Source organism: Devosia sp. Root635 (genome assembly GCF_001427605.1).
In the GTDB taxonomy this organism is placed as follows: Bacteria; Pseudomonadota; Alphaproteobacteria; order Rhizobiales; family Devosiaceae; genus Devosia.
In genome coordinates this window covers 83,521-108,089 of record NZ_LMGZ01000006.1, presented here as the reverse complement: position 1 = coordinate 108,089, position 24,569 = coordinate 83,521, and the positions used below count along the sequence as shown (strand labels likewise).

The following is a 24,569-nucleotide window of genomic DNA, read 5'->3' as shown; positions in this document are numbered from 1 at the left end:
GAGGACGGTCGATGTCTGCCCGGGAGCGCGGATGCGACCGCCTCCCGGGACATCTTAATCAGATTTCGTCGATACAAGCCCGAGGGTGACGGCCGGTGGGTGGGGAATTCTCCTGCCCGCCACTCGACCGTAGGTCTCGTGGCCTTCTTCGCTCAAATCGCTCCACTGGAGCGATTTGTCCCTGCGGGCCGCTCAGAAGCCAGCGAATTGCGGGGCGATGCTGTCGGCCAGGGCGAAGGCTTCGGTGCGCTGTTCGGGCGTGGCTATGGAAACGGCGCGGTTGAGCAGTTCATCGACCCAGGCGGCATCGGCGGTGCCAGCGCAACGTTCATGGGCAACGGCGAGCCACATCAGGCCCTCGACCGGCTGAGCTTCGATGCCTTCGACGCCGTTGAACACCATATCGCCGAGATGGGCCTGGGCTGGGCAATGGCCCTTGCGGGCGGCCAGCGAGAACCAGCGGGCGCTTTGCAGAGGGTTCACGCCCATTTCGTTTTCCTGGGTATAGAGCAGGCCGACGCGATATTGCGCATCGGCATCGCCGAAATAGGTGGCGGCATGCAGCAGCAAAGCGTGCGAGCGCTCGGCATCAGCAGGAATGCCGGCATCGGGCAGGCCTTCCTTGTAGTAATCGCCGACCTTGACGAAGGACTGGGCCACGATGTCGGCCTCGACGCCCCGCGGCGCGGCATCGGCATGTTGATTGGCAATCTGGGCGAAATAGCCGAAGGCCTTGACCGGGTCCTTGTCGACGCCTTCGCCATTCTCATACATCGTGCCGAGCTGCCACATGGCCATGGGCTGGCCGGCGCTGGCGGCATCTTCAAGCGCCAGAAGCAGATCGTCGCCGGACACACCGCCACCTGCCCCATCGAGCATATTGGCCATGTTCAGCGCCGCATCGGCTGCCGTCTGGGCGTGTACGGGCATCGCCGCCGCCGCGAGGGCGAAGATCGCTGCCGTCGTAACGGAAATCAGGGAATGGTCCCTAATGGTCCGCATCTTGCTCCTTCTTGCCCGCGCGGTGGCGGGCGAACCGTGTCGTCCGGTTCTCCCGGATCGGCTGATCGGGACGGCGGACGTTAAGATTTCGGTAAACCCCGTTTGTGACCGCATTCGGCCGACCGCGTGGCGATCGAGAGGTATGATGCGGGCACGGCGTCGTTCACCCCGAGAGAGCCAAGCCAAGAGCTTCGCCGTCGGTTCGACATTTAGAGGGAGAAAACGCGCAAGCGTGCAGGCCAACGCCCACCACTTACAGGTCATCCGCCCCCAGATGCCTATGCCGTCTCGTTTAGGGTGAGATTGTGGCGACAAATATCGCCAAATCGTTGCGATGGCCGGCGGTGAAATCGATTCACACGCGCTGTTGCGGAATCGTCACAGAGTCGCCGCCAAAATGTTTCCCAACAGCAACGGATTGCCGCCGTTTGCCTGCGGGGCGGTTGTTCCCGATCGCTCTATCGGCATACTCGGCGCCATCGCGAATCCAAGGAGCGCAGAATGAAAGCCCTGTCCAACGTGAAAGGAAACAAACATCAACAGGACGTGATCATTCATGCAGTCTCAACATTCGTGGACGGAGCAGCGCAGCGACGCCGGCCGTAACCACCGCTTCTTCAAACTTCTCGCCAGGCTGACGGGAAACCGGGATAGCGATCCCGGTCGCGCGATGGCGCGCGCCCGAAAGTTCGTCGGCTATTATCGCCCCTATGTGCCGCTGCTGCTGGCGGACCTGGCCTGTGCGATGCTGGTCGCGGCCAGTGCAATCGCCCTGCCGCTTTGCGCCAGCTACATCACCACGCGCCTGCCGGCGCTGGCCGAGGCCGACGACGCGCTGACGCAAATCCTGGGCATGGGCAGCATCATGCTCGCCGTGTTCCTCGTGCAGTCGCTGGCCACCTATTTCGTCGACTACCGGGGCCACGTGATGGGCGCGCGGATCGAGGCCGATGTGCGCAAGGAACTGTTCGAGCACTGCCAGAAGCTGTCGTTCAGCTTCTATGACCGGCAGCGCGTGGGGCAATTGATGAGCCGCATCAGCAACGATTCGCTGTGGCTGGGCGAATTGTTCCACCACGGCCCGGAAGACCTTGCCATCAGCGTGCTGAAATTCGGCGGCGCGATGACGGTGCTGACGATCATCGATCCGGTGCTGGCAGGGCTGATCGCGCTGCTGGTGCCGCCGGCCGTGCTCTATGCGCGGCATTTCAACCGGCGGATGAATGTGGCGCTCAAGACCACCAAGGAGCGGATAGCGGCAATCAACGAGCGGGTAGAGGGTGCGCTGGGCGGAGTGCGCGTGGTGCAATCCTTCGCCAACGAGTCGATGGAACTGGAGCGGTTCGAGGTCGAGAACCGGAACTTCCTGCGCAGCCGCAGCGACGGCTATCGCAGCGAGGCCCTGCTCTGGGTCGGCATGGACGGCTTTGCCCAATTGGTGACTATCATGGTCATCGTGGGCGGGGCCATTCGCATCCTGCATGCCGAATTGACGGTGGCGGAGATGCTGACCTTCCTGCTCTGCGTGGGGGTTTTGGTCGACCCGGTGCGGCGGCTGGATAACTTCATCCGGCTCTGGCAGGAGGGGGCAACCGGCTTCGTACGCGCCATGGAGTTGCTGGAGGAGCAGCCCGACATTGCCGACGCGCCTGATGCGTTGGATATCGGCCCGGTTCGCGGGGCGATTTCGTTCCGCGATGTGGATTTCGGCTATGGCGATGGGGGAGCGCCGGTGTTCGCCGGGCTGTCGCTCGATATCAAGCCGGGGGAATTCGTGGCCCTGGTGGGATCATCGGGCGTCGGCAAGAGCACGCTTTGTGCGCTGATCCCGCGGTTTTACGAGGTGAGCGGCGGGGCCATCAGTATCGACGGCAAGGATGTGCGCGATGTGACGCTGGACTCGTTGCGGCGCAGCGTCGGCGTGGTGCAGCAGGATGTGTATCTGTTCAGCGGCACGGTGGCGGAAAACCTGCGCTATGGGCGGCCGGAGGCCAGCGACGCGGCGCTGGTCGCTGCCGCGAAGGCGGCCAATGCGCATGAGTTCATCATGGACCTGCCGGATGGATATGACACCGATATCGGGCAACGCGGGGTGAAGCTGTCGGGCGGGCAGAAGCAGCGGCTGACTATCGCAAGAGCGTTTCTCAAGAACCCGGCGGTGCTGATCTTCGACGAGGCGACCAGCGCGCTGGACAATGAGAGCGAGCGGGCGGTGCAGCAGGCGCTGCTGACGCTGGCGGCGGGGCGGACGACATTGGTGATTGCCCATCGGCTGTCGACGGTGCGCCATGCGGACCGGATTCTGGTGCTGACGCCGGAGGGGATCGGCGAGGAAGGGACGCATGAGGCGCTGATGGCGGCGGATGGGCTTTATGCCGGGCTGCATCGGGTGCAGGGGCGTATTTGAGCGGCGGGAGGGGTGGACGCGATGGCGCCCACCCACCACACGTCACCCTCGGGCTTGACCCGAGGGCTCTATACTTGCTGTGCTATCGTCAAGTGCAGCGCCCTCGGGTCAAGCCCGAGGGTGACGATCGCGTTTGGGGAAACTCGCCCTCAGCTCAGGCGCTTCAGCGCTTCGAGAATATGATGCCGCCGTTCCACGGCGGCTTCGCGGCGGGCTTTTTGTTCCTCGATGACCTCTTCGGGGGCCTTGGCGACGAATTGCTCGTTGCCGAGCTTCTTGTCGATCTGGGCGATTTCGGCGTCGAGCTTGGTCACTTCCTTTTCGAGGCGGACCTTTTCGGCAGCGATGTCGATGACGCCCGCCAGCGGCAGGGCAAAGGTGGCTTCGCCGACGACGAACTGGGCGGATTCGCCGGGGACCTCTGATTGCGGCGAGATTTCCTCGAGGCGGGCTAGGCGCGTGATCAGCGAGGTGCCGGCGACGAGGCGGCGCAGGGTCTCTTCCCCTGCCCCGACGACGACCATTTGCAGCTTGGCGCCGGCGGGAACGTTCATCTCCGAGCGGACCGAGCGGACATTGGTGATGACGTCGATGAGCCAGGTGAGGTCGGCATCGGCGGCAGCATCTTCGAGGCCGGACAGGTCGGGCCAGGAGCTCAGGATCAGCATGGACTGGCGCGGGGCGCCGAATTTGCCGGTTTCGGCCCACAGCTCTTCGGTGACGAAGGGCATGAAGGGGTGGAGGATGGCGAGGATCTGGTCGAGGGCCCAGGCCGCGGTGGCGCGGGTTTCGGCCTTGGCGGCCTCGTCCTCGCCCATCAGCACAGGCTTGGCGAATTCGACATACCAGTCGCAGAAGGTGCCCCAGGTGAAATCATAGGCGGCATTGGCGGCTTCGTTGAACTTGTAGTCGACAATGCCCTGGGTGACGGCGGCGGCGCCACGCGCGGTGGCGCCAACGATCCAGCGATTGAGCGGGAGCTTGTTGGTCTTGGGATCGTACCCCTCGACGCGGCGGCACTCGTTCATTTCGAGGAAGCGGGCGGCGTTCCAGATCTTGGTGACGAAGTTGCGATAGCCTTCCACACGCTGGATCGAGAGCTTGAGATCGCGGCCCTGTGCGGCCATGGCGGCGAGGGTGAAGCGGGTGGCGTCGGCGCCGTATTGATCGATGAGCTGGAGCGGGTCGATGACGTTGCCCTTGGTCTTGCTCATCTTCTGGCCCTTCTCGTCGCGGACCAGAGCATGCATGTAGACCGTGTGGAACGGCTCTTCATCCAGAAATTCAAGACCCATCATCATCATCCTGGCAACCCAGAAGAAAATGATGTCGAAGCCGGTGACGAGAACGTCGGTCGGATAGTAGCGGCGGAGCGCCTCGGTATCGTCCGGCCAGCCCAGAGTGGAGAAGGGCCAGAGGGCGGAGGAGAACCAGGTGTCGAGCACGTCTTCGTCGCGCCAGAGAGCGATGGTTGTGTCGGGGCGTCCAACTCGTAACGATGCAGCCCGATCCCCACCGCCGCCGAAGAGAGGTGAAGACGAACCAACGATGACGTCTGCACCGGGCGCATATTTGGCATAATACTGACGTGCTTCAGCCAAAGCCTCGTCTGCACTATGAGCGACGAATGGCTTTGTCTTCATCTGCAAGCCCCCGGAGCCTAGCGACTCCAACGTTTGCATACCGTCCTCAAGGTCCGGCCCGTACCAGGCCGGAATCTGGTGGCCCCACCAGAGCTGGCGGGAAATGCACCATGGCTTGATGTTTTCCAGCCAGGCGAAATAGGTGTTCTGGTATTGCTCGGGCACGAATTTGGTGCGGCCTTCGCGGACGGCGGCGAGGGCCGGCTGGGCGAGGACGTCGGCCTTGACCCACCACTGGTCGGTGAGGAAGGGCTCGATGACGACGAGTTTGGACTTCTCGTCATGCGGGACCATGATCTTCTTGTCCTCGATGTGATCGAGGCCGCGGGTGGGTTCGGCTTCTGCCAGGGCGGTCAGGTCAGCGACGATGGCCTTGCGGGCGGCGAAGCGGTCGAGGCCGCGATAGGCCTCGGGGATGAAATCGGCCGAGATGATGGCGCCGCCGGTTGTGAAGACGTTGATCTGGTCGAGATTGTTGCGGGTGCCGACTTCGAAGTCGTTGAAATCGTGGGCCGGCGTGATCTTGACGGCGCCGGTGCCCAGGGTGGGGTCGGCATATTCGTCGGCGACGATGGGGATGCGGCGACCGACCAGCGGCAGGGTGACGAACTTGCCGACCAGCGGGGCGTAGCGCTCGTCTTCGGGGTGAACGGCGATGCCGCTGTCGCCCAGCATGGTTTCGGGGCGGGTGGTGGCGACGATGATGTAATCGCGGGTCTCCCACTCGGTGGGCTTGCCGTCTTCATCATGGGCGATGGGGAACTGGTAGGTGACGCCATCGGCGAGCGGATAGCGCAGGTGCCACATGTGGCCCTTGATCTCGATATTCTCGACTTCGAGGTCGGAAATGGCGGTTTCGAGGCCGGGATGCCAGTTGACCAGGCGCTTGGCACGATAGATCAGGCCGCGCTGGTGCAGCTCGACGAAGACCTTGGTGACGGCGCGGACCATCTGGTCGTCGGCAGCGCCGTTCTGGCCCATAGTGAAGCGTTCGCGGCTGAAATCAGCCGAGGCGCCGAGGCGCTTGAGCTGGTTCATGATGGTGCCGCCGCTTTCGGCCTTCCATTCCCACACGCGCTCGACGAATTTCTCGCGGCCCATCTCGCGGCGGCCCGGCTGCTGGCGCTCCATCAACTGGCGTTCGACGATCATCTGGGTGGCGATGCCGGCATGGTCGGTGCCGGGCTGCCAGAGCACGTCCTTCTTCAGCATGCGATTGAAGCGGACGAGAATGTCCTGGATCGTGTTGTTCAGCGCGTGGCCGATATGGAGCGAGCCGGTGACATTGGGCGGGGGAATGACGATGGTGAAGGTCTCGGCGCCGGGCGCGGCCCCTGCCCCGGCGGCAAAGGCATTGGCCTTGAGCCAATCGGCATAGACGCGGTTCTCAACCGCGCCGGGCTCATAGGACTTTTCAAGCATTGGTCACTCGCAACAGCAGCAGCCCGCCGAGAGGTATCTGGCGGGCCGGATAGACAGGTTGGCAGACTTCAAGCAAATGCGGGATGCGGGGTCAACTGGAACTGCGCATGGCAGATGGGCGGGACAACCACTACACGTCACCCTCGGGCTCGACCCGAGGGTTCTTCACTTGACGATTTCGTCCCAAAGGTCGCGCCAGTCCGGATTGTTCTCCTCGATCAGGGCTTCCTTCCACGGCCAATACCAGCGTTTGAGTGTCTTCTCGCGCTGAATCGCGAGCTCGATACCGTCATGGGTCTCGAAATAGACCAAGCGTTTGATGTTATTTTTCTTGGTGTAGCCTTCCACAACGCCTTCGCGATGTTCGTGGACACGACGAACGAGGTCATTGGTGACCCCGATATAGGTTCGGCCACGCCGCATATCTACAAGAATATAGGTGTATCCGCCCACGGGGCGAGATTGAAAGTGCAGAGCCCTCGGGTCAAGCCCGAGGGTGACGATCGGTAAGTGGGGAGCAACGAGTGACAGTCAAACTCCCGGACGCCTATTCCCCGCGGGAGACGCGGGTGATTTCGCGTTCCACCATGCGCTCGACGACGGAAGGCAGGTTTTCGTCCAGCCATTCCTTGAGCATGGGGCGGAGCATGTCGCGCATCAGCGACTCGATGGTGGCGCCGGCATTGCCGAGGCCCAGGCCATTGAGCTTGGTGATGGAGCTGCGCACGGCGGCTTGGGTGGCGGGGCCGAGCAATTGGTCGGCCATATCGCTGGACAGGGACGGATCGGGCAGCGGCGCGGCCTGGGCGACGCTGGCCTGCACACGCGGCTCGGGCTCCCGAACGGCCATCGGCGGCGGGTCGAAGGCGGGCAACTCTTCTTCCTCGGCCGGCTCGGCGATGTCGAAGGTGATATCGTCCGGCTCGACCAGTTGCGGCGCGGCGGCGGCGGAAGGCTCCTCGGTCTCGGTATCGGCCAGGATGGAGTCGAAGCTGAAACCGCCGATATCGTCCTCGCCCTTGTCGACGATCTGGTTGGGCGAGAGCGCCAGCGGCTCGATATCGTCGAGCATGTCACTCAGATCACGATCCAGCGAGTCCGCCATGGGGCGGGCCGGAGTGGCCTGCATCGGGGGGGGCGCGGCCTGAATTGTCGGACGGCGCGGCACCCCGGCGGCATCGTCATCGGCAATGATCTGCCTGATGGACGACAGGATTTCGTCCATGGAGGGTTCTTTGGGTGCCGGCTTGTTCATCAGTGCCTCTTACTCGTGCGCCCGAACCGACCGCAGCATCCGCCGGTGCCGCCAACCTGATTCGTCACCAACACCTTAGCGCCAGCCGTCGCAATTAGGAATCGCCACAGCATGGCTCAAGCCGGTCTTCCACTAAAAGTTGTGGCCAGGCATGACCCGACCACCACGGCTCGATAATGACGCTGGATGCAAGAGATTGCAGAACAGCAAAGACAGCGGACGCAGTTTACCGAAAAAACGGCCTGCGCGAAGCGCTCGATCAGTCGGCGACGGTGCGCAATTCCTGCCAGACGTCATCGACGGCCTGATTATACTGCACGGCCGACTTGACCTGAACATTCAGCGCCAGATCGGTCGCGGTCAGGTGACCCATGGCCGAGAGCAGCGAGAAAGTGGCCATGACCTTGTTGGTCGAGGCGTTGATTAGGCTTTCGCGCGCCGTGGTCAATTCGGCCTGGGCATTGAGCACGTCCAGCGTGGTCCGCGTGCCGAGGTCGCGCTCCTGGATGACGCCGTCGAGCACGGTGCGGCCGGCGGAAACCGCGGCATTGGCCGCGGAAATCTGCGCGTCGGCGCTCTGGATGCCGGCCCAGGCGGAAATCACCGCCTCGCGAATCTTGTCATAGGTCGACATTGCTGTGACCTCGGACTTGATCTGCTCGATATTGGCCTTGCGCACATTGGCGCCGATGGCGCCGCCATTGTAGAGTGGAATGCTGATCCGAAAACCAACAGATGCATTGAAACCGTCGCCCGGCGAGTCCTTCCAGCTGCTGCCGATCGAGCCGTTGATCGATGCGGTCGGGCCGAAGGCGGCCTGGGCCGTATCCGTATTGGCCTGGGCAGCGCGAATGGTCGCCTTGGAGAGCAGGATCGCCGGGTGATCGGTTTCGGCCGCGGAAATGGCAGCCTGCAGGCTGGCGGGGATCAGGCGACCATAATTATGCGAAGCATCCAGGTTCTGCGGCGCCGCACCGACATAGCGCTGGAACGTCGCCTGGCTGATTTCGAGACTGCTCACGGCGGCGCGATAGCTGGCGTCGCCCTGCGACAACCGGGCTTCGGCCTGCGCCACGTCGATACGGGTACCCTCGCCGACATCGAGCCGGTCCTTTGCCGACTGCAACTGCGCCTGGAAGAAGCTGACGTTTTCCTGCCGGAGGGCGACCAGTTGGCGGCCATTCAGCACCGACATATAGGCATCGACAACCGCAAGCAGCACCGTCTGCTCGGTATCGCGGATCTGGTATTCGGCGGCTTCGGCGCCGGCGCGCGCTGCCTCGATCTGCGCGTCGGTCTTGAAATTGTCAAAAATAACCTGGCCGTAGGTCAATTCGGTGGACAGGGAGTCCCCCTCGGTCACACTGCCGCCGACCAGGCTCCAGCCATGGCCACCGCTGATCGAAGCGTTGATCTGCGGCCGCTTGCCGGCCTGCGCCAGGGCCACATTTTCCGCCGCGGATTTGGCGCTGAGCAGTGCCGCCTGCAGATCGGGCGCGTGATCGTAGGCGATCGTCAGCGCCTGTGTGATCGACTGCGCCTGCGCGCCACCCACCGAAACGGCTGCAAGAGCCAAAGCCAGCGCACTGGCGACCAATTTAACGCGAAAACCCATTGCCCGCCTCCAAAACCCCGAAACTCTATGCGCGGCACATGGGGTAGACAACCGGCCGCGGCAATCCCTACGAAACATTAATGTGCGATTCATCCGGCCCCGTGCCTCAGCGGCAACACCGACCGGTAGCATCGCCTCAAAACACAAATTCCTCACTGGCCCGCGCCGCAAAGAGCGGCGGCAGGAAGGCATTGAACTCGGCCCGGGCCGTCACGCCCCTGCCCGACTTCACGAAAACATGGGCCACAGAAACCGCCCCGGCGCGAATGAGCGCCACGAGGCGCCCTCCGTCGGCCAATGCGGCAAAAAAAGCGTCCGGCACGCGATCGAGCGCGCCCTGCACCAGAACGACATCGAAGCGGGCTGCGCCGAGACGCTCGATTTCGCCAGCGACAATCGCGGCATTGGCCAGACCGAGCGCGACGAGATTGGTGGAAGCCGCTGCCGCGAGCTCTGCATCGGGCTCGAGGCCGACGACGGAGGCGGCAAGGCCGGCAATGACCGCGGTGGAATAGCCGGTGCCGGCACCAATATCGAGTACGGTTTCGCTTTCGGTGATTTCAGCGAGCTTGAGCAATTTCGCCAGGGTGGCGGGCGCGGCCATGAAGCGGCCGGAGGCCTTGTCACCAAGCCATTGGATCGCGTCGAGATAAGCCACGTCGCGACGATCGGGCGCGACGAAATTCTCGCGCGGAATGGCACGCATGCGGGCAAGGATGGGCGCGCTGGTGACGCCGCCGCCGCGCAACTGGCTTTCCACCATCTGCGCCCGCGCGCGCTCGAAATCGACCATTGAAACCACCCGCCCCGGGCAAGACTATATGCCGGCCGTGAATATAGTCGGGCATGGCCCATGGCAAGGGGCGAGCGTGTGATGCGGCAAAAATCGCGGTGCATGGCGGGTATGCGGGCCGGGGCAGACGTCAGGAGCAGGTGGTCACCTGGTTTGAGCAGGTCCGGGTCGCCCAGCCGGTCAAGGGGGTGCCAAAGAACGTGCCTTCGACCTCGACCCAGTCTCCCTGGCAGGTGAGCAAGCTGGTAACGCCAAACGAATCCGCCCCCGACACGTTTCCGTTTGCATCCTCGTGGAACAGACGAGCCACGACCGGGCTGTCGTCCGAGGGGGCGGCATGTAAATCGTCATGCAGGACAAGGCCGAGCATCCGCCCGGAAACCCAGCCCTCGCCGGCAAAAACGTCGGTGGTGTCGTCTGTTTCGTAGTCGATCAGCACGGCGTGATCGATCCTGAACCAGCCATCCTTCTCCCCTGTGATCGAGACTTCGCCGCCGACAGGGATCTGGCCGATGATCGCGGTATCGCTTCCGGCGCCGGCCCGGATATTGAGCCCGTTCGTGTCTGTATCGTTCGACCAGGCGGAGAGTGTGCAGGCGGCAATTTCGGACGCCGCGGCGGGGACCGATGCGGCGCAGAGCGCGAGCAAGACCGCGGCGGTGCGCGTGCAGGACAAGGGGTGGCTCACGACGTCCTCCCAGAACGATCGACAATCACCTGACACTATCTGGAAAATCATTGGAGGCCACGTCCGGAATTGAACCGGAGTACGCGGATTTGCAATCCGCTGCGTAACCACTCCGCCACGTGGCCTCTGGCGCGGGGTTCTAGTCCAGCGCCCCTTCTTATGCAAGGCATCGGGTTGCCAAAGGGTTATTTTCTCACGGCGCCGTGAACGGTGCGGCCGATGCCGTTTTGCGCTTCACCCGAACCCCGTGCTTGCATAGGTTGCTGGCGCACGAAGCGGGGAAAAGCGGTGAGCGATCGAATGGAAGCCGGCGGCGGCCGGCGCGAGTATCTGCAGCCGGTGATGGCCGGGGCGCTGGCCGCGATTGTGGGCTATGCCAGCACCTTCACGCTGGTCCTGGCGGCGCTGACCGCCACCGGCGCCTCGCCGCAGCAGGCCGGCTCCGGGCTGATGAGCGTGTGTATCGCCATCGGCATCCTCAATATCGTGGCCAGCGCGCGGGTGAAGCTGCCGGTGAGCTTCGCCTGGTCGACGCCGGGCGTGGCCTTTATCCTGACGGTGGGCGAGCCGGTGGGCGGATTTCCGGCGGTGGCGGGGGCATTTCTCGTGGCGGCGGCGCTGATCGTGCTGACCGGGCTGATCAAGCCGCTGGCCCGGCTGATCGCGGCAATTCCGGCGCCACTGGCCAATGGCATGCTGGCGGGCATGCTGTTCACGCTGTGCCTCGCCCCGATCACCGCGGTCGCCGAAATGCCGATGCTGGCGCTGCCGATCCTGCTCGCCTGGGTGATCGGGCTGCGCTTTGCCAAGCGCTATGCGGTGCCGATTGCGGTGGTGGTGACGGGGATCGTGCTGGCGACGACCACGCACCTGCCGGCGGGGGCGCTGGACGGGAGCTGGCCGAGCCTGGTGCCGGTCATGCCGGTCTTTACGCTGGACGCCATATTGCGGATCGGCTTGCCGCTCTATGTCGTTACCATGGCCTCGCAGAACCTGCCGGGCCTAGCCGTGATGAAGGCCAATGGCTACGAGCTGAAGCCGGCGCCGCTCTTTATCATCACCGGCATTGCCAGCGCGGCGACGGCCTTCTTCGGTGGGCATAGCAGCAATCTGGCGGCCATTACCGCGGCGATCTGCGCCGGTCCCGAGGCGCATCCCGACAAGGCGAAGCGCTGGCCGGCGCCGGTCTCGGCGGGCGTCGTCTATCTGCTGCTGGCGCCGGCCGCGAGCCTGGCCGCCGCCTTCATCGCCGCCTCACCGCCGTTACTGATCCAGGCCGTGGCGGGGCTGGCGCTGCTGTCGAGCCTGGCGGCGGCGCTATCGGGCGCGCTGGTGATCGAGGAAACGCGGCTGCCGGCAGCACTGACCTTCATCACCACGGCGTCGGGAATCACCATTATCGGGGTCGGCGCCCCGTTCTGGGGGCTGGTGGCGGGCATCGGCATGATGGTGGTGCTGCGTTTGGGCACCCGGCCCGAACCGGAGACGACCGGCAAGTGAGCTTGCCGCATGGTGTGATCATCGCGGGGGGCAGAGGCGAGCGTCTGGGCGGCGTGCGCAAGGCGGACTTGCGGATCGGCGGACGACGGCTGGTCGATCGTGTCGCCGAGGCGCTGGGGACGGTCGCGGCTCCTGTGATGATCGCGGTGGGACCAGTCGATGACGGGCGGGGGCGGCGGGATGACGCGGTGGCCGTGACCGACCTCGATGCGCCGGTGGGCGGGCCGCTGGCGGGGCTGGCGGCGGCGGTTGCGGCCCTGCGGGTCCGGGGAATCAGGGAGGGACTGCTGATCTCGGCGGCGGTGGATACGCCGTTCCTGCCGGACGATTTCGCGACAATGATGCTCGACGAATTGCGCGATGCCCCAGCGGCCTTTGCCGGCTGGGGCGCGGGCTTTTATCCGCCCAACGCGATCTGGCGGATCGAGGCGCTGGCCGAGCTGCCGGGACGGGTCACGGCCGGCACGGCGCCGGGCAGTCTCAAGGCCTTGCAGGCCAGCATGGGGGCACGGCTGGCAGACTGGACCAGCCGGCATGCAGCCGACCCGTTCCTCAACGTCAATACGTTGGCGGACCTGCTGGCGCTGGAGCGGCGCGAATAGCCCCCTCACCCGACTTTTACACATCGGGGCAAAAGGGCTTGGCAAACCAAAACAAGTCCGTTACATGGACCTCGCTTCCGCTGAGGAGGCATCGATGTTCCGCGATAGCTCAGTTGGTAGAGCGTTCGACTGTTAATCGAATGGTCGCTGGTTCGAGTCCAGCTCGCGGAGCCATTTCCTTCCATCCCCGATAGTCCGATGGGCGTCGTCAGGCATCCCTGTCGCGCTCGATATCGGCCGCCAGGCGCTCGGATTCGTGTGCGCTGAGATCGGCCTGGCCGCTGCGCCAGATCGTCTCGCTATGCACATCGCCGTCCCGCAGGACCACTTCGGAATCCGCGACCTTGCCGGCCTCGGCGATGGCGGCATCGATGGCGGCCTTCCTGCCGGCGAAAGGCGCGGTAACATCGCCCCTGAAGCTGAACTGCCAAACGCTGTCGCGCTGAGATACGACGAAATGATTGATGGTCATGGTATCCTCCCTGCGACAAAACGCAGGCGCGTCATTGTTGTTGCAAAGATGGCAGCCATTGCCAGCGCCGGTGGGGCGGGGTACGGGTGCCTGCTCATATTCTAGGCATTTTGGACTTCTCTCATGGACGCCGTTTCGGCCAAGACTGCACCGGCGGTGCAGCGGACATCAGTCATCATCATCCTGGCGGTCAGCGCCTCGCATCTGCTCAACGACCTGATGCAGTTCCTGCTGCCGGCGCTCTATCCGCTGCTCAAGGACGCCTATGGGCTGGATTATGTGCAGATCGGGCTGATCACGCTGGCGCAGCAGATGACGGCGTCGCTGCTGCAGCCGCTGGTGGGCTATTACACCGACAAGAATCCGATGCCTTATGCGCTGGCGCTGTCCATGGTGTTCGCCGTGGCCGGCGTTGTGCTGATCGCCACGGCCAACAGTTTCGGCCTGCTGGTGCTGGCGGCCATGGTCGGCGGCGTCGGTTCGGCCATCTTCCACCCCGAAGCCTCGCGCGTGGCGCGGCTGGCATCGGGTGGGCGGCTGGGCTTCGCACAATCGCTGTTCCAGGTGGGCGGCAATATCGGCACGTCCATCGGGCCGTTGGCGGCAGCCTATTTCCTGTTGCCGCGCGGACAGGGCAGCACGATCTGGTTTGCATTGGTCGCCATCACGGCCCTGGTGATCCTGAGCGCGGTGGGCCGCTGGTATGCGGCCCATCAACGGGCCCATTCGGGCAAGCCGGTGCTCAAGGCGGCGCGGCAAATCCTGTCGCGGCGGCGGCTGACGGTGGCGTTCCTCGTCATCGGCGCGTTGCTGCTGAGCAAGTATGTCTATATTTCCTCGATCACCAGCTATTACAGCTTCTTCCTGATCGAGAAATTCGGGCTCTCCGCCGAGGAGGCGCAGCTCTACCTGTTCCTGTTCCTCGGGGCCATCGCGGCCGGCACCTTTATCGGCGGGCCGGTGGGCGACCGGTTCGGGCGGCTGACGGTGATCTGGTGCTCCATCGTGGGCGCCCTGCCCTTCACGCTGCTGCTGCCGCATATGAACCTGATGGGGACCGCCATCGTCAGCGTGGCCGTGGGGCTGATCCTATCGTCGGCCTTTTCGGCCATCGTGGTCTATGCGCAGGAACTGGTGCCGGGCAAGGTCGGCATGGTCGCGGGTTTCGTGTTCGGCTTTGCCTTCGGCATCGGCGCCATCGGCGCGGCGGTGCTGGGCCTGCTGGCCGACCATATCGGCATCGTCGCCACATTCGGCCTCTGTGCCTTCTTGCCGTTCCTCGGTTTCCTCACCATCTTCCTGCCGCGACACGCGGAACTGCACAAGGAGCCGGCATGAGCAACACCGACGGCAACGGCATGGATATCGATGGCGAAAGCCAGATCACCCTGACCCGGACCATCGACGCCCATATCGACGACGTGTTCGCGGCCTGGACCGACCCGGCGCTGATCGAGCAATGGCAGGCCGACGCGGCGGAACTCGATGCCTTCGAGGGCGGGGAATATACATTCACCACCTTCGGCGACGACGAGGACCCCGAAGATCATGTGGTCAGCGGGGAAATCCTGCAATTCAAGGAAAACGAAAAGCTCGTCATGAGCTGGGTCCACAAGGATGGCGACGACGACGATGCCGAAGAGCTGATCTTCGTGCTCGAAATCGCCTTCAAGGCCCTGGGCGAGGACCAGACGCAGGTGACGCTCACCGAACGCGGCCTGGCCCATGCCGATCCGGAATCGCGCATCTTTTCGATGGAAGCCTGGAGCGCGGCGCTGGAGCATCTGGCCGAGGTGATGGAATAGAAGCGGGCGCATGGCTCCAGCATTACACTGTCATCCCCGCGAAAGCGGGAACCGCGGTTGCAGGACAATCCACATAAACGGATGTTTCCACTTTCGCGGGAATGACCCGGTGAAGCCAGGAATGAAATTGCGTCGGGGAGCCATTGGCGCACGGACGTTGCGTGGCGCCGCTGCGTGGCGAAAAGCCTTGCCGCCAGAGGCGGTTAAGGCTTGCCGGGGGACAGTCGGGCACCTAGCATAAGTCTTTCCTAGACCTTCCAGATTGACCCCATGTCCAAGCACGAAGACCTGATTTCCGCCATCGGCAACACGCCGCTGATCCGTCTCAACCGGGTGTCCGAGCTGACGGGATGCGAAATCTGGGGCAAGGCGGAATTCCTCAATCCGGGCCAGTCGGTGAAGGATCGGGCGGCGCTCTTCATCATCCACGATGCGGTGAAATCGGGCGCGCTCAAGCCGGGCGGCACCATTGTCGAGGGCACGGCCGGCAATACCGGCATCGGGCTGACGCTGGTCGCCAATTCGCTGGGCTTCAAATCGGTGATCGTCATCCCCGAGACGCAGAGCCAGGAAAAGAAGGATGCGCTGCGGCTGTATGGCGCCGAGTTGATCGAGGTTCCGGCCAAGCCCTACAAGAACCCCAATAACTTTATCAAGATTTCGGGCCGCCTGGCCGAAAAGCTCAACCGGGAACTGCCGGGCGGGGCCATCTGGGCCAACCAGTTCGACAATGTCGCCAACAAGCGCGCCCATGTGGAAACCACCGGGCCCGAAATCTGGCAACAGACGGGTGGGCGCATCGACGGCTTCATCTGCGCCGTGGGATCGGGCGGGACGCTGGCCGGCGTGGCCGAGGCGCTGCGCGCGCGCAGCAAGGACGTGAAGATCGGGCTGGCCGACCCGGAGGGCGCGGCGCTCTACAATTTCTATGCCCATGGGGAGCTGAAATCCGCGGGCGGTTCGATCACCGAGGGCATCGGCCAGGGTCGTATCACGGCGAACCTCGAAGGGTTGACAGTCGACAACCCCTATCAAATCCCGGACGCCGAGGCCCTGCCCTACATTTTCGACCTGCTCGAACATGAAGGCCTGTGCCTGGGCGGATCGAGCGCCATCAACATCGCCGGCGCAGTGCGCATGGCGCGCGACCTAGGGCCGGGCAAGACCATCGTCACGGTGCTGTGCGACTATGGCAACCGTTATGCCAGCAAGATATTCAACCCCGCCTTCCTGCACGAAAAAGGCCTGCCGGTTCCGAGCTGGCTGGAGGGGCGCGCACCGATCGACATTTCGGATGTGATCGAGGCGGAATAGCGGGACTCCCCCTTCTCCCCTTGCGGGAGAAGGTGCCCGAAGGGCGGATGAGGGGTAGCTTCCTCAGGCATTGAAGCATGGGGGAGTGCGAACCCCTCACCCAGCTTTTCTGCTGAACGCAGAAAAGCATCCCTCCCTCAAGGGGAGAGGAAAGGACAAGGCACGCCGGCATTGTTCAATCATGGCACGCTGATAGAGTGACGCCCTCACGACTCCGGGGCACATGTTGATCGGTATCGAGTATTATCTGGGTACGCTACTGGCCGAGCTGCATGTCGTGGCGGCCATCCTGGCGGCGATCTATGTGCTGGCCTTTGTCTGCGCGGTGCGCGAAATCATGAATTCGCGGACCTCGCAGGGGTCCATTGCCTGGATCCTCGCGCTGGCGCTACTGCCTCTGCCGACGGTGGTGCTTTATCTGCTGTTCGGCTGGAAGGCGTTCGACGATTATGCCACCGATCGCATCCGCAATGGCCGCGCGGCCCGACCGCTGCGCGCCAAGGACCTGGCGCTGATCGACCGGGAAACCAGCCATAGGTGGCCGGTACAGGTGAAGGTGTCGGAAGTGCCGTTTCTCAACGGCAATGACGTGGAATTGCTGGTGGATGGGCGGGCGACGTTCGACTCGATCTTCGAGGGCATCGAGAAGGCAAAAGACTACCTGCTGGTGCAGTTCTACATCGTGCGGGACGATGCGCTGGGGCAGGAGCTGGCGGAGCGGCTGATCGAGCGGGCCAATGCAGGGGTGAAGGTCTATCTGCTCTATGACGATATCGGCAGCACCGGCATGCCCAAGCGCTACCGGGCCGAATTGCGCAAGGCGGGGATCAAGGTGGCCGGCTTCAACCAGCGCCACAAATTCCTGCGCTTCTACGGGCCGACCCGGATCAACTATCGCAACCACCGCAAGATCGTGGTGGTGGACGGCGAGCATGCCTGGGTGGGCGGGCATAATGTGGGCGTGGAATATCTCGGCGAGGATCCGCGCTTCGGGCGCTGGCGCGATACGCATGTGCGGGTTTCGGGGCCGGCGGCCCTGGGCTGCGCACTGCTGTTCCGCGAGGACTGGGAATGGGCGACCGGCGAAGTATTGCCGGCCACGCCGCCCGAAACGGTAGCCACACCGGGCGACCAGTCGGTGCTGGTGATGGGGAGCGGGCCGGCGGACAAGCTGGAAGAATGCGCCATTGCCTTTACCGACATTATCGGGCGGGCGCGGGAACGGGTATGGATCGTCAGCCCCTATTTCGTGCCCGACACCGATATCCGCACGGCGCTGTATGCGGCCAAGCTGCGCGGTGTCGATGTGCGGGTGATGCTGCCCAACGAGCCGGACCACAAGCTGGTGTGGCTGGCCAGCATTGCCCATGCCGATGCGATGATCGAGCATGGCGTTGCCATCTACCGCTACCAGGACGGGTTCCTGCACCAGAAGGTGGTGCTGATGGACGACCAGATCGCCTCGATCGGCAGCGTCAATTTCGACAACCGCTCCTTTGCCATCAATTTCGAGATCACCCTGTGGTTTGCCGATCAGCAGACCATTGCCAATGTCGAGACCATGCTGGTGGAGGATTTCAAGCTTTGCCGGCAGGTCGACATGGAGGAGGTCAAGGGCCGGACGCTGCCCATGCGCTTCCTGACCCAGGCCGCCAAACTGCTCTCCCCCCTGCTCTGAGAATTTTTCACCATGACCGACTTCCTGTTCCGCGACGACAGCTACCTGCAATCCACGCCGGCCAGGGTGGTCGATGTGACCGCGGATGGCGGGATCGTGCTGGACCGAACGGTGTTCTATGCCGCCTCGGGCGGCCAGCCGGGCGACAGTGGGACGATCACGCTGGCGGATGGGTCGGTCATATCCATTGCGACGGCGATCCATCCGGAGGGTGACAAGACGCGGATCGTGCATATGCCGGTGGAGGGACAGGGTTCGGTGGTGGTGGGCGATGCGGTGACGGCCGGCATCGCCTGGGCGCGACGCTATCGGCTGATGCGGATGCACACGGCGCTGCATTTGCTGTCAGTGGTGTTTCCGTTTGCGGTGACCGGCGGCTCGGTGGGCGAGGACAAAGGGCGGCTCGATTTCGACATGCCCGAGGTGCCTGAGGACCTACCGACGCTGGAAGCGGCGCTCAATGCCATGGTCGAGGGCGATCATGCGGTGACGCAGGAATGGATCACCGATGCCGAAATGGCCGCCAATCCGGACCTGATCAAGACGATGAATGTGAAGCCGCCCATGGGCCAGGGGCGCGTACGGCTGATCCGCATCGGGGACGTGGATCTGCAGCCTTGCGGCGGGACGCATGTGCGCCAGACGGGCGAGATCGGCCGGCTGGCGCTGGGCAAGATCGAGAAGAAGGGCAAGCAGAACCGGCGCGTGAGCCTGGTTTTCGCGGAGTAGCTAGCGCACTGGCGGGGCGTAGAGCTGGCCGCCATTGGTCCAGAGGCCGTTCTGGCCGCGCAGCAGGGCGGCGCCGGTCTGGGGGCCGAAATGGCGGTCGTAGAGCTCGCCGTAATTGCCCACGGCACGCAGCACGTCGGCCATGAAGGACGGGCTGAGGCCGAGGGGCGTGCCGAAATCGCCCTCGACGCCGAGAATGCGGCGCACGGCCGGGGTGCGGGCGGCGAGCAGGGAATCGACATTGGCCTGGGTGATGCCGACCTCCTCGGCATTGATCAGGGTGAACAGTGTCCAGCGGACGATATTGAACCACTGCGAGTCACCTTCACGGACCACGGGGCCGAGCAATTCCTTGGAGATGCGCTCGGGCAGGATGCGGTGGGCCGACGGATCGGGCAACGCCCGGCGGATGGCCTGAAGCTGGCGGCCGGAGGCCGAGACAGCCTGGCAGAGGCCGGCCTGATAGGCGACGGCCAGGTCGGCGACATCCTCGTAGGGAACCTCGGTATAACTGGCCTGGTTGGTGAAGAAGAAGTCCTGGATACGCTCCAGTTCCTCGCCGCCATCGAGGACGCAGACGCTGACATTGTCGAGTTCGAAGGCCGAGACGGCGCCAAGCGACTGCGGCACGAGGAAGGCCTGGCCGTCAAAGAAGGCGGTGCCGACATAGGCGGCGCCATAGAGGGTGTCGCGACGCTCGGTCCAGGGACCGTTGCGGGTCAGCACGTCGACCATTCCGGTCTGCAGCGGCGCGAAGCGGGTTTCGCCACGCAGGGGCCGGAATTCGATTTTTTCGGGATCACCGAATATGGCGGCGGCAATGCCGCGGCAGAGATCGACGTCAAAGCCCGACCAGCGGCCCTGGGCATCCTGCTGGGCAAAGCCGGGCAGCGGATTGGTGGCGCCGCAGATCAGAAAGCCGCGCTCGCGCACGGCATCGAGGGTTTGTGCGCTCGCCGGAGCGACGGCGAGCGTCAGCGCGCAGGCAAAGCCCGCTGCCAAAGACAGCAATCGCTTGAAAAATCTGATCAAACCGGCGGCTTCCCTTGCCTTGTGCCAGCATATTGGCAGGCGGAGGGATGTGGTCAAGCCGGGCGGTGGATTGCCCTGTGCATTATGCTGGATGTGAGCACCGCACGCGGCCAATCCAATGCCCTGCCCGGCGTCGAGAGATGGATCACCCGGACAAGCCGGGTGATGACGATGGAGGGGTTGGTTTCGAAGGCGACGCGCCCCTTGGCCGGCTCCTAGTGCAGGATCTGGCTGAGGAAGAGCTTGGTGCGCTCGTGCTGCGGGTTCGAGAAGAAGGCCTCGGGCTCGTTCTGCTCGATGATCTGGCCCTGATCCATGAAGATGACGCGGTTGGCCACCTGGCGGGCAAAGCCCATTTCGTGGGTCACGCAGATCATGGTCATGCCGTCTTCGGCCAGCGAGATCATCACTTCGAGCACCTCCTTGACCATTTCGGGGTCGAGGGCGGAAGTCGGCTCGTCGAACAGCATGATGCGCGGCTGCATGCAGAGCGAGCGGGCAATGGCCACGCGCTGCTGCTGGCCACCCGAGAGCTGGCCGGGGAACTTCAGGGCCTGTTCCGGAATCTTGACCCGCTCGAGATAATGCATCGCCGTATCCTCGGCCTCGGCCTTGGGGATGCCGCGCACCCAGATGGGGGCCAAAGTCAGGTTCTGCAGAATAGTGAGATGGGGGAACAGGTTGAAATGCTGGAACACCATGCCCACTTCGCGGCGCACCTCATCGATGCGCTTGAGGTCGGCGGTCAGTTCCGTGCCATTGACGATGATCTGGCCTTCCTGGTGCTCCTCCAGCCGGTTGATGCAGCGGATGAGCGTCGACTTGCCGGAGCCCGAGGGCCCGGCAATGACGATGCGCTCGCCCTCCATCACCTTGAGGTTGATGTCGCGCAGCACATGGAAGTCGGCGTACCATTTGTGCATGCCGATGACCTCGATGGCCACATTGGTCGAGGACACCTGCATATGAGAGGTGTTGACCGGGCGATCCACGGTAGTTTCGGAAACCTGAGACATTTGAACTACCTCTTGTAGCCAGTATTGAGACGGCGCTCCATGAAGATGGAATAGCGCGACATGCCGAAGCAGAAGACCCAGAAGACCATGGCGGCAAACAGATAGCCGGTGGTGGCCGTATTGGCGGACTGCCATTCGAGTGCGGTGTCGTTCTTGGTCTTCACCGCCTCGAGCAGGTCTTTCATGCCCACGATGTAGACAAGCGACGTATCCTTGAAGAGCGCGATGAAGCTGTTCACGATGCCGGGGATCACATGCTTGAGCGCCTGGGGCAGGATGATGAAATACATCCTCTGCCAGTAGCCCAGGCCAAGCGAGGCACCGGCTTCATATTGTCCGCGTGGAATGGCCTGGAGGCCTCCGCGCACCACTTCGGCCATATAGGCAGAGGTGAAGAGGGTGACGCCCACCAGAGCCCGCAGCAATTTGTCGATGGTCATGCCCTGGGGCATGAACAGCGGCAGCATGATCGAGGCCATGAACAGCACGCTGATCAGCGGCACGGCGCGCACCAGCTCGATGAAGCCGATACACAGCGTCTTGATGACCGGCATCTTGGACTGGCGCCCGAGCGCCAGGACGATGCCGATGGGGAAGGACAAAGTGATGCCCACCACCGAAATGATCAGGGTGACCAGCAGGCCGCCCCACTTTTCGGTCGGCATCGGCTTGAGGCCGAAGACGCCACCGGCCAGCAGGTAGTAGCTGACGATGGGGTAGACGAAGAGGAAGAGCACCGCATTGGTGCGCTTGAACGGCACTTTGGGCATCAACAGCGGAATGAACAGCAGCGCGCCCAGGGCGAAGACGATATTGGGACGCCAGTGTTCGGGGATGTCGTAGAAGCCGTAGATGAAGAACTCCATCTCGCTGCTGATATAGGCCCAGCAGGCGCCGGCTGTTTCCATGCGGCACTCTTCGACGGTGCCGTTGGGACCAACGGCGTGACCGATGAAGAAATTGTAGATCGGCGGCACCACCCAGAGCAGGAAGAGGATGCCCAGCACGGTGAGAAGCGTGTCGAGCGGGGTGGCGAACAGGTTCTTCTGTGCCCAGGCCCACGCGCCGCTGGTGCGGTGCGGTGGCGGCTTGGCATCAACCAGATCGGAGCGGACGAATGCAAGGTCGGTCATGGCGGCTCCTACCTTTCCACCAGGCTGACGCGGGCATTGTACCAGTTCATAATCACCGAGGTCAGGAGAGAGAAGATGAGATAGACCAGCATGGTCAGCGCAATACATTCGATGGCGCGGCCGGTCTGGTTCAGGGCCGTCCCCGCGAAGACGTTGACCAGCTCGGGATAGCCGATGGCGGCGCCGAGCGAGGAGTTCTTCGTGAGGTTGAGATACTGGCTGGTCAGTGGCGGGATGATGACCCGCATGGCCTGGGGCACGATGACCAGGCGCAGCCGGTCACCCTCCTTGAGGCCGAGCGACTGGGCCGCCTCGGTCTGCCCCTTGTTGACGGCCTGAATGCCGGCACGAACCGTTTCGGCAATGAAGGACGCCGTATAGATGGAGAGGCCGAACAGCAGGGCGACGAATTCGGGGGGCAGTTGGATGCCGCCCTTGAAGTTGAAGCGCTCCAGCACCGGCGGCTCGAAAGCGACGCTGGCGCCGCTGGCAAACCAGACGAGGCCCGGCAGGACGATCAGCAGGGCAACCGAGGACAGGAATACCGGGAAGCGCCGGCCGGTGGCTTCGAGGCGCTTTTTTGCCCAGAACCGCAGCGCGATGATGGCCAATATGGCCAGAGCCACCCCGATCCAGACGAAGCCGAACTGCTCGTCGGGCATGGGGCGCGGCACGAAGATACCACGCTGGTTGATGAAGGAATCGAAGGGCAGAAGGATCGACTCGCGCACCGAGGGCATCGCCTTGAGCACGGCGAAATACCAGAAGAACAGTTGCAGCAGCAGCGGGATGTTGCGGATGGTCTCGACATAGACCGTGGCCAGGCGCGACACGATGAAATTGCTGGAGAGGCGCGCTATGCCGATGGTGAAGCCCAGCATGGTGGCCAGAACGATGCCGATAAAGGCGACCAGCAGCGTATTGGTGATGCCAACCAGGAAGGCTTCCCAGTAAAAGGAGGCGCGCGACCAGGGGAACAGCGAGAAGCTGATGTCGAAGCCGGCCGTCTTCCAGAGGAAATCGAAACCGGTCGTCTTGTTTTGCGCGGCGAGGTTCGCAGCGGTGTTGCCGACGATCCAGACAATGAAGGCAATCAGCAGGCCGGCCACGACGACCTGGTAGATGATGCCGCGGATTACCGGATCGTTGAAAAACGAAACCCTGGGGGCCGCAGCGGGCCCCGTATCAAGTGTGGTCATGTGATAGGTGTCCCCAGGCCATGACGGCCGTTCCACGCGCCACCCCGAGGGGGCGGACGACGGAACAAAAGCATCCGGCGCCCCACAAGGGAGCGCCGGGCTTGTTCAGTTTTAGCGGATCGGCGCGGCGTACTGGATGCCACCATCTTTCCACAGCGCGTTCAGGCCGCGCTCAAGCCCGATCGGGGTGGAGGGACCAACGTTGCGCTCGAAGGACTCGGCGTAGTTACCGACCAGCTTGACGATCTGGTAGGCCCAGTCCTTGGTCAGGCCGAGCGGGGTGCCGAAGTCACCTTCAACGCCGAGCAGGCGCTTGACGGCCGGGTTGTCCGAGCCAAGCATCTCATCGACATTGGCCTGCGAAACGCCGAGTTCCTCGGCTTCGAGCAAGGCGAAATAGGTCCAGCGGGCAATGTTGAACCAGGTGGTGTCACCGGCGCGGACCACGGGGCCGAGAGGCTCCTTGGAAATGATTTCCGGCAGGATGATGTGGTCGGCCGGGTTGGCGAACTTGGAACGTTCGGCAGCCAGGGCCGAGGAGTCCGTGGTGTACACGTCGCAGCGGCCGTCTTCATAGGCCTTCACCACTTCGTCCTGGTCGACGAAGACCACGGTGTTGAATTCCATGCCGTTGGCGGCGAAGTAATCTGCCGCGTTCAGCTCGGTGGTGGTGCCCGATTCGATGCAGATGGCGGCGCCGCTGAGGTCGAGAGCGGAGGCAATGCCATCGGCCTTGCGAACCATGAAGCCCTGGCCGTCATAGTACATGGTACCGACGAAGCTGATGCCGAGCTGGGTATCGCGGCTCATCGTCCAGGTGGTGGTGCGCGACAGCACGTCGATTTCACCGGCCGACAGCGCGGTGAAGCGTTCCTGGCTGGTCAGCGAGGTGTAGCGCACAGCATCGGCATCGTTGAAGATGGCAGCGGCCATGGCCCGGCAGAAATCGACTTCGAGCCCAGTCCAGACGTTGTTCGAATCCGGTGCGGAGAAGCCGGCGACGCCGCCCGTCACACCGCATTGCAGATAGCCCTTGGCTTTCACGTCATCGAGAATGGCCGCCTGTGCCGTCGTCGCTACGAGGCCGAGAGAGGCCGCCAGAGCGATCGTTGCGAGCGTTTTTTGCATTGTATTGCCTTTTTGTTTCCTGACCCTGTCCCGGAGCTCATCAGACTTGCGCCAGCGTCCCGGGTTGCACCACCGCCTTTGAATGGCGGTTGTGATGCTGTTAAGCATGCAAGCGTCTATTGCGTGTTGCGTCAAG

Annotated in this window: 22 protein-coding genes and 2 tRNA genes; 9 read left to right on the top strand and 15 right to left on the bottom strand. The window is 63.5% G+C overall.

All coding sequences use genetic code 11. The annotated features are described in order from the left end of the window. Positions 1-192: 192 nt before the first annotated feature. Both ASD80_RS04740 and ASD80_RS19000 read right to left on the bottom strand, forming a co-directional pair. Positions 193-1,002, bottom strand: a complete 810-nt coding sequence (locus ASD80_RS04740; protein ID WP_162247317.1) for a tetratricopeptide repeat protein — start codon at positions 1,000-1,002, stop codon at positions 193-195. Between the two features lie 378 nt (positions 1,003-1,380). Next, complete coding sequence (locus tag ASD80_RS19000) at positions 1,381-1,560, bottom strand: hypothetical protein (protein ID WP_210168426.1); 180 nt, start codon at positions 1,558-1,560, stop codon at positions 1,381-1,383. 112 nt (positions 1,561-1,672) lie between these two features. Between ASD80_RS19000 and ASD80_RS04735 the strand changes: the two genes are divergently transcribed. After that, entirely contained in the window at positions 1,673-3,409 is a 1,737-nt protein-coding gene (locus tag ASD80_RS04735; protein ID WP_244488936.1) for an ABC transporter ATP-binding protein, read from the top strand. Positions 3,410-3,558: 149 nt separating this feature from the next. Here the strand turns inward: ASD80_RS04735 and ASD80_RS04730 are convergent, their stop codons facing one another. From ASD80_RS04730 to ASD80_RS04700, 7 genes are all read right to left on the bottom strand, one after another. Beyond that, the gene (locus tag ASD80_RS04730; protein WP_056229667.1) at positions 3,559-6,474 is read right to left on the bottom strand and encodes a valine--tRNA ligase; all 2,916 of its coding nucleotides are present in this window, start codon (positions 6,472-6,474) and stop codon (positions 3,559-3,561) included. 165 nt (positions 6,475-6,639) lie between these two features. Beyond that, positions 6,640-6,927 (bottom strand): GIY-YIG nuclease family protein, encoded by a 288-nt coding sequence (locus ASD80_RS04725; protein ID WP_082555056.1) that lies wholly within the window; start codon positions 6,925-6,927, stop codon positions 6,640-6,642. A 94-nt stretch (positions 6,928-7,021) separates the two neighbouring features. Then, positions 7,022-7,729 (bottom strand): PopZ family protein, encoded by a 708-nt coding sequence (locus ASD80_RS04720; RefSeq protein ID WP_056229662.1) that lies wholly within the window; start codon positions 7,727-7,729, stop codon positions 7,022-7,024. A gap of 259 nt (positions 7,730-7,988) precedes the next feature. Then, on the bottom strand, positions 7,989-9,344 hold the full coding sequence (locus ASD80_RS04715; RefSeq protein WP_162247316.1) for a TolC family outer membrane protein: 1,356 nt from the start codon (positions 9,342-9,344) through the stop codon (positions 7,989-7,991). A gap of 136 nt (positions 9,345-9,480) precedes the next feature. Then, positions 9,481-10,137, bottom strand: a complete 657-nt coding sequence (locus tag ASD80_RS04710; protein ID WP_056229657.1) for a protein-L-isoaspartate O-methyltransferase family protein — start codon at positions 10,135-10,137, stop codon at positions 9,481-9,483. 130 nt (positions 10,138-10,267) lie between these two features. Beyond that, positions 10,268-10,825 (bottom strand): SH3 domain-containing protein, encoded by a 558-nt coding sequence (locus ASD80_RS04705; protein ID WP_162247315.1) that lies wholly within the window; start codon positions 10,823-10,825, stop codon positions 10,268-10,270. Between the two features lie 51 nt (positions 10,826-10,876). Beyond that, positions 10,877-10,950: transfer RNA gene (locus ASD80_RS04700), tRNA-Cys, on the bottom strand. Between the two features lie 163 nt (positions 10,951-11,113). Here ASD80_RS04700 and ASD80_RS04695 point away from each other — a divergent pair. The 3 genes from ASD80_RS04695 to ASD80_RS04685 all read left to right on the top strand — a co-directional run bounded on the left by ASD80_RS04695 (position 11,114) and on the right by ASD80_RS04685 (position 13,101). Next, positions 11,114-12,325: a benzoate/H(+) symporter BenE family transporter gene (locus ASD80_RS04695; protein ID WP_244488934.1), complete on the top strand. Its 1,212-nt coding sequence runs from the start codon at positions 11,114-11,116 to the stop codon at positions 12,323-12,325. Further along, positions 12,322-12,927, top strand: a complete 606-nt coding sequence (locus ASD80_RS04690) for a molybdenum cofactor guanylyltransferase (RefSeq protein WP_056229652.1) — start codon at positions 12,322-12,324, stop codon at positions 12,925-12,927. Before ASD80_RS04695 ends, ASD80_RS04690 begins: the two co-directional genes overlap by 4 nt. Positions 12,928-13,025: 98 nt before the next feature. Then, a tRNA-Asn gene (locus tag ASD80_RS04685) sits at positions 13,026-13,101 on the top strand. Positions 13,102-13,135: 34 nt separating this feature from the next. Here ASD80_RS04685 and ASD80_RS04680 read toward each other — a convergent pair. Continuing rightward, entirely contained in the window at positions 13,136-13,399 is a 264-nt protein-coding gene (locus ASD80_RS04680; RefSeq protein ID WP_056229649.1) for a hypothetical protein, read from the bottom strand. Positions 13,400-13,522: 123 nt separating this feature from the next. Here ASD80_RS04680 and ASD80_RS04675 point away from each other — a divergent pair, with 123 nt between their 5' ends. The 5 genes from ASD80_RS04675 to ASD80_RS18685 all read left to right on the top strand — a co-directional run bounded on the left by ASD80_RS04675 (position 13,523) and on the right by ASD80_RS18685 (position 18,925). Beyond that, positions 13,523-14,737: an MFS transporter gene (locus ASD80_RS04675; RefSeq protein WP_056229646.1), complete on the top strand. Its 1,215-nt coding sequence runs from the start codon at positions 13,523-13,525 to the stop codon at positions 14,735-14,737. After that, positions 14,734-15,204 carry an SRPBCC family protein gene (locus ASD80_RS04670; protein ID WP_056229643.1) on the top strand — a complete coding sequence of 157 codons (471 nt, stop codon included), beginning with the start codon at positions 14,734-14,736 and terminating at the stop codon, positions 15,202-15,204. Before ASD80_RS04675 ends, ASD80_RS04670 begins: the two co-directional genes overlap by 4 nt. A 270-nt stretch (positions 15,205-15,474) precedes the next feature. Next, on the top strand, positions 15,475-16,518 hold the full coding sequence (locus ASD80_RS04665) for a cysteine synthase A (protein WP_056229641.1): 1,044 nt from the start codon (positions 15,475-15,477) through the stop codon (positions 16,516-16,518). Positions 16,519-16,741: 223 nt separating this feature from the next. After that, a complete protein-coding gene (gene cls, locus ASD80_RS04660; RefSeq protein WP_056229638.1) occupies positions 16,742-18,196 on the top strand; it encodes a cardiolipin synthase in 1,455 nt (484 codons plus the stop codon). Between the two features lie 12 nt (positions 18,197-18,208). Continuing rightward, positions 18,209-18,925, top strand: coding sequence for an alanyl-tRNA editing protein (locus tag ASD80_RS18685; protein WP_056229635.1), 717 nt, complete (start codon positions 18,209-18,211; stop codon positions 18,923-18,925). Here ASD80_RS18685 and ASD80_RS04650 read toward each other — a convergent pair whose 3' ends face one another. The 5 genes from ASD80_RS04650 to ASD80_RS04630 all read right to left on the bottom strand — a co-directional run bounded on the left by ASD80_RS04650 (position 18,926) and on the right by ASD80_RS04630 (position 24,433). Further along, positions 18,926-19,957, bottom strand: coding sequence for an amino acid ABC transporter substrate-binding protein (locus tag ASD80_RS04650; protein WP_200950231.1), 1,032 nt, complete (start codon positions 19,955-19,957; stop codon positions 18,926-18,928). A gap of 215 nt (positions 19,958-20,172) precedes the next feature. After that, on the bottom strand, positions 20,173-20,973 hold the full coding sequence (locus ASD80_RS04645; RefSeq protein WP_056229633.1) for an amino acid ABC transporter ATP-binding protein: 801 nt from the start codon (positions 20,971-20,973) through the stop codon (positions 20,173-20,175). A gap of 5 nt (positions 20,974-20,978) precedes the next feature. After that, entirely contained in the window at positions 20,979-22,106 is a 1,128-nt protein-coding gene (locus ASD80_RS04640) for an amino acid ABC transporter permease (RefSeq protein WP_056229630.1), read from the bottom strand. An 8-nt stretch (positions 22,107-22,114) separates the two neighbouring features. Further along, positions 22,115-23,305 (bottom strand): amino acid ABC transporter permease, encoded by a 1,191-nt coding sequence (locus ASD80_RS04635; RefSeq protein WP_056229627.1) that lies wholly within the window; start codon positions 23,303-23,305, stop codon positions 22,115-22,117. Positions 23,306-23,416: 111 nt separating this feature from the next. Beyond that, complete coding sequence (locus ASD80_RS04630) at positions 23,417-24,433, bottom strand: amino acid ABC transporter substrate-binding protein (protein ID WP_056229623.1); 1,017 nt, start codon at positions 24,431-24,433, stop codon at positions 23,417-23,419. Positions 24,434-24,569: the final 136 nt, after the last annotated feature.